The 10,203-nt window shown below is 68.6% G+C and carries 11 protein-coding genes and 2 pseudogenes; 5 read left to right on the forward strand and 8 right to left on the reverse strand.

What is annotated here, in order from left to right:
• Positions 1 to 376: biotin carboxylase N-terminal domain-containing protein (locus A9X03_RS09450; RefSeq protein ID WP_304442440.1), on the reverse strand; the 376-nt coding region annotated here is incomplete at its 3' end.
• Positions 373 to 1,908, reverse strand: a complete 1,536-nt coding sequence (locus tag A9X03_RS09455; RefSeq protein ID WP_197504938.1) for a class I adenylate-forming enzyme family protein — start codon at positions 1,906 to 1,908, stop codon at positions 373 to 375. The genes A9X03_RS09450 and A9X03_RS09455, both read right to left, overlap by 4 nt.
• Before the next feature lie 38 nt (positions 1,909 to 1,946).
• On the opposite strand from A9X03_RS09455, the gene A9X03_RS09460 reads away from it, so the two are divergent.
• Positions 1,947 to 2,780 (forward strand): acyl-CoA thioesterase domain-containing protein, encoded by an 834-nt coding sequence (locus A9X03_RS09460; RefSeq protein ID WP_197696044.1) that lies wholly within the window; start codon positions 1,947 to 1,949, stop codon positions 2,778 to 2,780.
• Between the two features lie 5 nt (positions 2,781 to 2,785).
• On the opposite strand, the gene A9X03_RS09465 is transcribed toward A9X03_RS09460, so the two are convergent.
• The 3 genes from A9X03_RS09465 to dapB form a co-directional block, all read right to left on the reverse strand.
• Positions 2,786 to 3,187 (reverse strand): flavodoxin family protein, encoded by a 402-nt coding sequence (locus A9X03_RS09465; protein ID WP_197498962.1) that lies wholly within the window; start codon positions 3,185 to 3,187, stop codon positions 2,786 to 2,788.
• A 62-nt stretch (positions 3,188 to 3,249) separates the two neighbouring features.
• On the reverse strand, positions 3,250 to 3,654 hold the full coding sequence (locus tag A9X03_RS09470; RefSeq protein ID WP_156746515.1) for a hypothetical protein: 405 nt from the start codon (positions 3,652 to 3,654) through the stop codon (positions 3,250 to 3,252).
• Between the two features lie 58 nt (positions 3,655 to 3,712).
• A complete protein-coding gene (gene dapB / locus A9X03_RS09475) occupies positions 3,713 to 4,450 on the reverse strand; it encodes a 4-hydroxy-tetrahydrodipicolinate reductase (protein ID WP_068260748.1) in 738 nt (245 codons plus the stop codon).
• 104 nt (positions 4,451 to 4,554) lie between these two features.
• On the opposite strand from dapB, the gene A9X03_RS09480 reads away from it, so the two are divergent.
• The gene (locus A9X03_RS09480; RefSeq protein ID WP_068018822.1) at positions 4,555 to 5,901 is read left to right on the forward strand and encodes an HNH endonuclease signature motif containing protein; all 1,347 of its coding nucleotides are present in this window, start codon (positions 4,555 to 4,557) and stop codon (positions 5,899 to 5,901) included.
• Between the two features lie 11 nt (positions 5,902 to 5,912).
• Here the strand turns inward: A9X03_RS09480 and A9X03_RS09485 are convergent, their stop codons facing one another.
• Both A9X03_RS09485 and A9X03_RS09490 read right to left on the reverse strand, forming a co-directional pair.
• Entirely contained in the window at positions 5,913 to 6,995 is a 1,083-nt protein-coding gene (locus tag A9X03_RS09485) for a dihydrodipicolinate reductase (RefSeq protein ID WP_067750877.1), read from the reverse strand.
• Positions 6,992 to 7,999, reverse strand: coding sequence for a Rieske 2Fe-2S domain-containing protein (locus A9X03_RS09490; protein WP_067780274.1), 1,008 nt, complete (start codon positions 7,997 to 7,999; stop codon positions 6,992 to 6,994). The genes A9X03_RS09485 and A9X03_RS09490 overlap by 4 nt, the downstream gene beginning before the upstream one ends.
• Positions 8,000 to 8,171: 172 nt before the next feature.
• Between A9X03_RS09490 and A9X03_RS09495 the strand changes: the two genes are divergently transcribed.
• Together A9X03_RS09495 and A9X03_RS09500 are read left to right on the forward strand one after the other, a co-directional pair.
• Positions 8,172 to 8,747, forward strand: coding sequence for a TetR/AcrR family transcriptional regulator (locus A9X03_RS09495; RefSeq protein ID WP_156669994.1), 576 nt, complete (start codon positions 8,172 to 8,174; stop codon positions 8,745 to 8,747).
• Complete coding sequence (locus A9X03_RS09500; RefSeq protein ID WP_068260744.1) at positions 8,744 to 9,256, forward strand: GNAT family N-acetyltransferase; 513 nt, start codon at positions 8,744 to 8,746, stop codon at positions 9,254 to 9,256. Before A9X03_RS09495 ends, A9X03_RS09500 begins: the two co-directional genes overlap by 4 nt.
• Here the strand turns inward: A9X03_RS09500 and A9X03_RS09505 are convergent.
• A pseudogene (locus A9X03_RS09505) lies at positions 9,243 to 9,908 on the reverse strand (flavin-containing monooxygenase); the annotation flags it as partial. The gene A9X03_RS09500 and the pseudogene A9X03_RS09505 overlap by 14 nt on opposite strands.
• Before the next feature lie 6 nt (positions 9,909 to 9,914).
• On the opposite strand from A9X03_RS09505, the pseudogene A9X03_RS28350 reads away from it, so the two are divergent.
• Positions 9,915 to 10,203 (forward strand): annotated as a pseudogene (locus A9X03_RS28350) (NAD(P)/FAD-dependent oxidoreductase); the annotation flags it as partial.

The following is a 10,203-nucleotide window of genomic DNA, read 5'->3' on the forward strand; positions in this document are numbered from 1 at the left end:
CGGCCGCGACGGCGGCGCCGCGGGCGGCGGACTTGTTGCCCACGAGTTCGAGCACGTCGGCGTCCGGTCCGACGAAGGTGTGCCCGGCGCCGGCGCAGGCCCGGGCGAATTCTGCGTTCTCGCTGAGGAATCCGTAGCCCGGGTGGATGAGCTCGGCGCCGCAGCTTTTCGCCGCGGCCAGCACGGCGGGCTGGTCCAGGTAGGCGCGTGGCCCCGCGCCGGGCAGGCCGATCGCTTCGTCGGCCGCGTGCACGTGCGGGCTCTCGGCGTCGTCCTCGGCGTAAACCGCGACCGATCGCATCGCTAATTCTGTTGCGGTGCGGACGATTCGGAGCGCGATTTCGCCGCGGTTGGCGACCAGCACCGTCCCGCTCATCGCAGCGGATCCCCCCACCGAACCTGCTCGCGGAGCTTGCCCTTGAGCAGTTTGCCGCCGGCGTTGCGCGGCAGCGCGCTGTCGACCACGGTGACGTACTGGGGCACTTTGAAATCGGCGAGCTGCTCGCGGCAGTGGTCGAGCACCGCCGGCACGTCGATCTCGTCCGAACCGCCGAACAACACCGCGCCCACCTTCTCGCCCATGACGTCGTCGGGAACCGCCAGCACGCACGCGTCCGCGACGTGAGGCGCGGCCAGCAGCACGGCCTCCACCTCGACGCTCGAGACGTTTTCACCCCCGCGGTTGATGATGTCCTTGAGCCGGTCGACGATGTGCACCCGGCCCGCCTCGTCGACGCGCACGACGTCGCCGGTGTGCAGCCAGCCGTCCGCGATGGTTGCCGCGGTCGCCTCCGGCCGGTTCCAGTACCCGGCGGTGATGTTCGCGCCGCGCACCACCAGCTCGCCGACGCCTTCCTCGTCGCCGCCGAACGAAATCAGGCCGAGGTCGACGGACGGGACCGCGTACCCGACCGAGTCGGCGTGATCGACGGCGTCCCGGCTCGGCAGCACGGTCATCAGCGACGCCGACTCGGTCATGCCGTAGCCGTTGAACACCGTGGCTCGCGGAAAGGCGTCCTGCACCGAACGCACCAGCGACGGGGCGATCGGGGCGCCCCCGTAACCCACCCAGCGGACGCCGGAGACGTCGGCGTCGGTGAACCCGTTGTGCCGCAACATCAGTGCGTAGACGGCCGGGACGGTGACCATGACCGAGATGCGCTCGGCGGCCAGCGAGGCGATCAACTCGTCCAGGTTGAGGACGGGCATGATCACCGAGGCCCCGCCCAGGCGGGTGGCAGCCAGCAGTTGTGAGTTGCAGCCCGTCACGTGGAAGAGCGGCACCGAGATGAGTGTGCGCATCGCTTCGCCCAGGTCGCGCGGCTGGTCCAGGCACCGGATCGCGTTCTCGGTGTTGGTCAGGAAGGCCTCGTGGGTCGTCGGCACCCCCTTGGGATGGCCGGTGGTGCCCGACGTGTAGAACAGCGCGGCCACGTCGGCGCGGCCCAGTCGCTCCGTCACATACGGCTGGCCGTCGGGCAGCGGGTTGCCCGCCGCCAGGTCCAGCGTCGCCCCCGAGTCGGTGAGGACGAATTCGACTTCCGGTTGCGCCGAGCGCGTATTGACAGCCACCGCAACACCACCGGCCATCACGATGCCCCAGAACGCCAGCACCCAGTCGATGCCGGCGGGGTACCGCACCGCGACGCGATCACCGGCCCGCAGCCCGCCCCCGCGCAGCCCCCCGGCGACCCGGGCCGCGCGGTCCCACAACTGGCGGTAGGTCAATCGGCCGGCGCCAAGCTCAACCACCGCCTCACTGTCCGGGCGCTGCTCGACCTGTTCGGCGAGCATGTCCACCAGGCTGGCGGGCAGATCGTCGTAGTGTGGGACGCCGTCGGCGTCGCGGGTCACGCCTGTCGTCGGAAACGGGTTGTGGGCGCGCGGGATTTCGATCACTGGAGGCATTCCCGGTCCTTACTATCCGGTGTCCTATCGTGATGGCCGTGACGGTCGACGATTCCGCCATCATGCCCGAGGCGTTCTTCACTGTCGACGGCGACTCCTACGTGCCGGGCCCGCTGACCCGGGGACCGTGGGGCGCCGCGATGGGTGGCCAGAACGTCGGTGGTCTGTTGGGTTGGGGCATAGAGCAATCCGGTATCGAGGCCGACTTCCAGCCGGCCCGTCTCACGGTCGACCTGCTCCGCCCGGCGTTGCTCGAGCCGGTGCAGATCCGGACCTCGGTGCAGCGGGAAGGCCGGCGGATCAAGCTCGTCGACGGCGCGCTGGTGCAGAACGGCAATACCGTCGCGAGGGCCAGCGCGCTGTTCCTGCGCCGAGGCGAACATCCCGACGGCGCGGTGTGGTCGGCTCCCCTGGCCATGCCGCCGCTTCCGGCCGATTCCGGAGATTTCCCGGCCGACATGCCGTTTCTTATCTGGGGCTACGGGGCCACCGCCGCGGGCAGTCCGGGCATCGCGGCCGGCGAGTGGGAACAGTCCCACTCCCAGAAGTTCGCGTGGACCAGGATCTTTCGCCCGATGGTGCAGGGCTATCCCCTGACCCCCTTCACCCGACTGGCCTTCGTCGGTGACATCACGAGTTCGCTGACCCATTGGGGCACAGGCGGCTTGCGCTACATCAACGCCGACTACACCGTCACCGCCAGCTGTCTGCCCGACGGTGAATTCCTGGGGCTGGCGGCGCAAAGCCATTACGGCGCAGCAGGGGTGGCCACCGGCGCCGCCACCCTCTTCGACCGGCACGGGCCGATCGGCACCAGCTCGGCGCTGGCCCTGGCCCAACCGGCCGACGCGTTCAACCCGACCCACACCTAGACGGCTCATTCCATCAGCTGGGCGGCCACCGTCGCGCCGAGTTCCCAGCAGGCCTGCAGGTCGCCCTTGTCCGGCTTGCCCGAAACCACCACGGTCTCTGCGGCTTTGGCCCAGCCCAGCCCGGTGGTGATCGACATGACGCCGCGCTCGGCGCCTTCGGTGCCCTCGTTGCCGTGCAGGTACAGGCCGAACGGGCGCCCGCGCGTCGAGTCGAGCAGCTGATAGTAGGCGCAGTCGAACGCGTGCTTGAGCGCACCGCTCATGTAGCCCAGGTTGGCGGGGCTGCCCAGCACATATCCGTCGGCCGCCAGCATCTCGGCGGGCGACACGGTCAGCGCCGGTCGCCGCACGACCTCGACGCCCTCGATCTCGGGGTCGGTGGCCCCTGAGACCACGGCCTCGAACATCTCGTGGCAGTGCGGGGACGGTGTGTGGTGAACGATCAGCAGCGTCTTGCTCACTGGCTTACTCACTGGCGGCCCTGCAGTTCGAGCGCCGTCTTCATGGCTTCCCGCGCGCGGCGGCGGTCCCCCGCGTAGTCGTAGGCGCGGGCCAGCCGGTACCAGCGCCGCCAGTCGTCGGGGTGGTCTTCGACCTCCGTGCGTACGGAGGCGAACAGGGCGTCGGCGGCGTCACGCTCGATGCGGCCCGACGCCCGCCGTGGCAGCGCGCTGGTGTCGAGCTCCATGCCGTCGGCCGCAATGAGATTGGCCAGCTTCTGGTGGGCGAACCCGAACCGCAGCGTCGCCACCATGGCCCACAGCCCGATCAGGGGCATGATCAACACCGCCAGGCCCAGCCCCACGGCGGCGGCCCGGCCCGAGGCGATCATCGCGACGGCCATCCGCCCCAGCAGCACGAAGTACACCAGCATCGCGACGCACAGGAACGCGATGAGCAACTGGGTGCGCAGGGCGGCGTTCACGGCGGGCTCACCGCAGGTCGAGCAGGGGCTCGAGCCCCAGGGTGAGGCCCGGGTGTTCCCTGACGCGGCGGACGGCCAACAGCACGCCCGGCACGAACGAGGTGCGGTCCAGGCTGTCGTGGCGGATGGTGAGCGTCTCCCCCTCGGTGCCGAACAGGATCTCCTGGTGGGCGACCAATCCGGCCAGCCGCACCGAGTGCACCGGGATGCCGTCGACGTCGGCTCCGCGGGCGCCGGGCAGGCCGGTGCTGGTGGCATCGGGGTTGGGCGGCAGTCCTTTTCGCGCTTCGGCGATCAGCTTCGCGGTGCGGGCGGCGGTGCCCGACGGGGCATCGGCCTTGTGCGGGTGGTGCAGCTCGATCACCTCCACCGAATCGAAGAAGCGCGCCGCCTGCTTGGCGAAATGCATTGACAGCACGGCGCCGATCGCGAAGTTGGGCGCGATGAGGACACTCGTGTCGGGATTCTTGGCCAGCCAGCTTTCGACCTGCTCCAGCCGCTCGGCGGTGAATCCGGTGGTGCCGACGACGGCGTGAATTCCGTTGGCGATCAGGAACTCCAGATTGCCCATCACCACGTCGGGGTGGGTGAAGTCGATGACGACCTCGGTGCCGGAGTCGGTGAACGTGCTGAGCGGATCTCCGGCGTCGACCTCCGCGGACAGGGTGAGATCCTCGGCGGCCTGCACTCCCCGCACCATCGCCGACCCGACCTTGCCCTTAGCCCCCAAGACGCCTACCCGCATGAGCTTCACCCTAGACCGGGCCGATTCATCCACAGTCGGGTGTTTATCCACAACCGGCGCGTTCGTGGTGGCGCGGGCCGGATTGGGCGCCCTATTGTTCGAACATGGGTTCGATCGACGTGCCGCAGGAGGTGGCCGCGGCGCTCGACGCGCTGGACGCGGCCGGCGCGTCGGTGCGCGCGCTCAACTTGCGGGCGCTGAGCCCCGCCGTCCGGCTGCGGGTGCTGGAGCGGATGGAGACCGCGCGCCGCCAGCAGGTTGCGACGAGTCACGACCTGATCGCGGACCTGGCGCAAGAGGATGCCGGGGACCTGGGTGGGCCGGTCCACAAGGTCATCGGCGACTGGCTGCGGATCAGCTACAGCGAGGCATGCCGGCGGATTCGAGACGCCAGGCAGCTCTCGCCGCGCCTGACCCTCACCGGCCAGCAGTTGCCACCGGAGCTGGCCGCCACCGCCGAGGCGTGGCGCGGCGGAGCGCTCGACGCGCAGCACCTGCGCGTGATCCAGACCTTCTTTCGCGACCTGCCCGACGCCGTACCCACCGTGACGGTCGACGCCGCCGAGCGATTCCTGGCCCGCCAGGCGGTGCAGTTGCGGCCCGACCAGCTGGAAAAGGTCGCGCACCGGTGCGCGCTGCGGATAAATCCCGACGGGAAGTTCTCCGACATCGACCGCGCCCGGCAGCGCGGCTTCACCTGGGCCGGGCAGCGGTCCGACGGGATGAGCATCGGGAAGCTGGTCGCTTCCCCGGAATTGCGGGCCAACCTCGACGCCTGGCTCGCGCGCTTCGCCGCCCCCGGCATGTGCAATCCAGACGACGAAAAGCCTTGTCTCGACGGAGAACCCAACGACGAGTCCGCGAGCGGCGACACGCGCAGCCACGCGCAGCGTCAGCATGACGCGATCAACGCCCTGGTACGCGGTCAGCTGGGCAACCCGCAACTGGGTGCGCACAACGGTTTACCTGTCACGGTCATCGTCTCCACCACGCTGCAGGAGCTGACGTCCGGCACCGGGCGCGCGGTGACGGGCGGTGGAACGGTGCTGCCGATGCGCGACGTGATCCGGATGGCGCGCCACGCCTACCACTATCTGGCCGTGTTCGACGAACACTCGCGCCGCCCGCTGTATCTCGGCCGGTCGCGGCGAATCGCCACGCCGGATCAGCGCATCGTCCTGTACGCGAAGGACCGCGGCTGCACGCATCCCGGCTGCGACGCGCCGGGTTATTGGTGCGAGGTGCACCATCTCGACGAGTGGGCCGCAGGCGGGCTGACCGACGCCGACACACTCACCTTCGCCTGCACGCCGCATCACAGGCTGATCGAAAAGGGTTGGCGGACAAGGAAGCTGCCCGACGGCCGGACCGAGTGGCTACCGCCGCCGGAGCAAGACCGCGGGCAGCGCACGAACGACTACCACCACCCCGAACGCGCCGAAGACCCTTGACCCCCGCGCGCTCACCTCTTGAACCGCCCCGCGAACCCGCGCAGCGGCAGGTCGGCGCTGGTGATGAGCCCCGGCGGGGCCGCCACGACCGATTTGATGGCCGCCAGCGCGGGCATGCCGGTGACGGTCATGCCGATGGAGGCAAAGTTGTCCGGGTTCGAAAGATCCACGCCGGGCTTGGGGAAGATCATGTGCTTGTTGTAGATGCACGGGTCGCCCTGGATCTGAGTGATGTAACAGCCCTTGATGTTCCAGCTCGGATCGGTGTGCGGCGTCATCTGCCACTCGAGGTGCGTCTCCACCCGGGGCACCCCGTCCACCATGCCCTGGTACTTGATGTAGTTGCCGCCCAGCGAGCCCTTGGGCAGCGTGTACCAGCCCAGGTCCACGTCCTTGGTGCAGGCGCCCAGCTCGTAGCTGAACTTCACCTCGTCCAGCGGCAGGTCGAAGCAGTCGGCCATCATCAGCACGCTGTCTGCGAAGACCCGGGTGTACTTCTCCAGCTTCGACGGGATCTCCGGATCGTCGACCGGCTGGCCGTAGCCCACCTCGATCCAGGTGTCCTTGGAGTGGTGGCATGACACGTCGACGGATTCGATCGTGGTGACGTTCTCGATATCGGCGACGTCGGCCGAACACACCACGCCGAGTATCTGGTTGAGGCCCGGGTTCATTCCCGTCCCGTAGAACGTCGCCCCGCCCTTTTCGCAGGCCTCGGCCAGCAGTTGGCTCACCGGCTTGCCCGACGGGTGCGGGTGGTTCTTGTCGCGGTGCCAGCCGGTGATCCAGTCGGCGGTGGTGACGATGTCGATGCCCGCCTCGAGCACTTTCACATACAGGTCCTCGTCGGGGAAAACGCCGTGAAACGTCAGCACGTCCGGCTTGGCGGCGATTATCTCGTCGATGGAGCCGGTGAACTTCACCCCGTTGGGCGCCGCGCCGGCGAACTCGCCCGTGTCCTTGCCGACCTTCTCCGGCGAATAGCAATGCACGCCAACGAGTTCGAGGCCGGGATAGGTGGCGATCCGCTTGATCATCTCCGAACCGACGTTTCCGCTTCCCACCTGGAAGACGCGAATCGGTGAGCTACTCATTGCGTGGAGCCTTCCTGTAGTGCGAATGCCTCGGGATAGAACTGCTTGGCCCACGCGCGGATTGCGGTGAAGCCCTCGTACTCGTCGGTGGCCAGCGCAGGCGGGTCGGAGTAGCGCTGGTGCCGCCAGATCTCGATGTCCTGCTCGAACTGCCGGATCACCTCGCGGCCGAACTCGGCCGCCTTGCGCTCGGCCCGCTCCGGGTCCTTGCCGGGGGTGCGGCCGATGTAGACCATGAACCGGACGTCGGAGGTGCACTCGTCGACCGGGGTGACCGCGGAGATGGTGCGGTTGTCGATCATCCCCCAGCTCTTGGTGACCGCGATGCCCAGGCCACCGTTGATGGCCTCGACACCGCTGTTGACGTCCTCGATCTTCTGCCCGTCGTCACCCTCGAACGTGATGGTGAAGTCGACGAAGGAGACCGGCTCGTCGAAGTCGTGGCGGGTGAACACCGGCACGATGGGCGTGTTGTGCACGAACTTGAAATGCGCGAAGTCGACGCCGTTTTCCAGCACATACTGCGGGTGCAGCTCCAGGCCCGGCCGGTACAACCGCTGCTGGGGGTAGTAGTCGTCGGCGCTGCTGTCGTCGTGGAACGCGCCGAACACGTCGGGGGCGTCGAAGTACGGCTCGCGGCGCTCGACGTCGTGCCAGATGTAGACCGACGAGTTACGTTCCACCACGGGATAGGTGCGGATGCGCCTGCCGCGGTTGGGCCGATCCTGGTAGGGGATGCAGACGTTGCGGCCCTCCCGGCTCCACTGCCACCCGTGGAACGGGCACTGCAAGATCTCGCCGACGACCGTGCCGCCGTACCCCAAATGCGCGCCGAGGTGTTCGCAGTAGGCGTTCATCACGGTGAGCTGCCCGGACTCGGCCCGCCAGGCGACCATTTCCTGGCCGAAGTACTTCATCTTATGCACGTCGCCGACACCGATCTCGTCGGACCAGGCGACCTGGAACCAGCCGGTTGGTTCCATCGACAACGGCGGCTTAGCCATGCGGGATCCCTCCTTGAAACGAATGATAGGCCGGGCCGCAGACAAATCAAAGTACCCTCTATGAAAATTCGGCCGTTGTGCGCGATAGGCTCTGCAAATGACTCGGCAGGTCAGCGGGGCGGGAACCGCGAACCGGCGCCCGAACCGGCGGGGCAACGCCACGCGCGAGAGCATGCTCGAGGCCGCGCTGAAGTCGTTGGCCTCCGGTGACCCGGGCTCGGTGTCGGCCAATCGGATCGCCAAGGAGATCGGCGCCACCTGGGGTGCCGTGCAATACCAGTTCGGCGACACGGACGGGTTCTGGGCCGCGGTGCTGCACCGCACCGCCGAGCGGCGCGCCGCGACCTTCTCGACTCTGTCGACGCCGATTTCAACCGACGCGCCCCTGCGCGAGCGGGTCGGCGCCATCATCGACACCCTGTACAACGGGCTGGCGTCGGCGGACTCGCGCGCGATCGAGAACCTGCGGGCGGCCCTCCCCCGTGACCCCGGCGAGCTCGAGCGGTTGTTCCCGCGCACCGCCGCCGAGCTGTTCTCCTGGGGCAAGAGCTGGCTGGAAACCTGCCAGAACGCGTTCGCCGGCCTGGACGTCGACCCGGATCGGGTGCGCGAGGTCGCCGCCCTGATCCCCGGCGCGATGCGCGGGCTGGTCTCCGAGCGCCAGCTCGGCTCGTACGCCGACCTGGACATGGCGCGCCGCGGCCTGACCAATGCGCTGGCGGCCTACCTGGAGCAGTCCAGGCCGTGACCACCGGCGGCGTCACGATCCGCCAAGCCGGACCGAGTGACTTCGCCCCGGTCGCCGAGATGCACTATCCGGTCTGGCGGCAATCCTGGGCCGGCATACTGCCCGACTCCACGCTCGACGTGCTCGGATCGCCCCGGCGCTGGGCCATCCTCGCCTATCCGCGCATCCTGCAACGCCGCAACTGGAGCATGTGGGTCGCCGAATCCGGTTCGGCGACAATCGGTATGACCATCTTCGGCCCCGATCCCGCGAACCCCGAACAGGTGGAACTGGACTCCCTGTACATCGCGGCGGAATCCCAGGGCCACGGTGTCGGCACCCGCTTGCTCGCCACGGCGCTGCGCGAAAGCCGCTCGGGCGACCTCGTCCTGTGGTGCGCCGAGCGCAACACGCAGGGGCGAAAGTTCTACGAAAGCAACGGCTTTCACGCCGACGGATGCACCCTGGACTGGGAGCCGCTGCCCGGGGTCAAGGTCGCCCATCTAGGCTATCGGCTCAGCCGGCGGTGACGTGTCGTCGCAAGTCGTACTCGCCGAGATCGGTGCTGGCCAGCATGGCGCGATGCTCCCCCGGCGTGAAGGGCCACACCTCGGGCACCCCGTCCTTGTTGAGATACCAGCTGTCGCAACCGGTGGTCCACACCGTGTCCGGCATCGCGGCACGCAGCCTGGCGTTGAAGCTCTCGGTCGCCGGCCAGGTGGGCTCCACCGTGTCGAATTCGCCACGGCGCCAACGCTGAATCCACCGCAGTATGTGGTCGGCCTGCGATTCGGCGACGGTGGTCAGCGCGAGGTTGCCGACCGGGCTGTGCGGCCCGAGCATCATGAAGAAGTTGGGGAAGCCCGGCAGCGCCACCGTCCGGTAGGCCCGCGGACCGTCGCGCCACACGTCGTCGACGGCGATACCGTCGCGGCCGGTCACCTGCATCGGCCGGAAGAACGCGTGGGTGTCGAACCCGGTGGCCAGCACGATGACGTCCGCCTCGTGCAGGACACCGTCGTCGGTCACGATGCCGCGCCGTTCCACGTGGTCGATCGAGGAGGTGACCAGTTCGACGTCGTCGCGCTGCATCGCGCGGTAGAAGCCGTTGGACATGACCAGCCGTTTGCACATCGGCGTGTAGTCCGGGGTCAGGGCCCTGCGCAGCTCGGGGTCGCGGACCGCGTCATGCTCTTCCAGCGCACCGCGCAGTGGGTGCTTCGCCTGCCCAACCCCCGCTACAGCCGGCTCACCAGCATCACCCACAACCGGTTCGGCTGGCTCGACCGGCTGGCCTACCGGTGCTACAGCTTCGGCTACGACACCTTCGCCGCCGGGCTCACCAAGCCGGGACTGCGCCGAAAGATCATGGGGGCGCTGTGCCGCGCCAGCCTGCGAGAGGTCCGCGACCCCGAGCTGCGCAGGGCCCTGACCCCGGACTACACGCCGATGTGCAAACGGCTGGTCATGTCCAACG

The sequence above is a fragment of the Mycobacterium sp. E1715 genome, assembly GCF_001667625.1.
Classification (GTDB): domain Bacteria; phylum Actinomycetota; class Actinomycetes; order Mycobacteriales; family Mycobacteriaceae; genus Mycobacterium.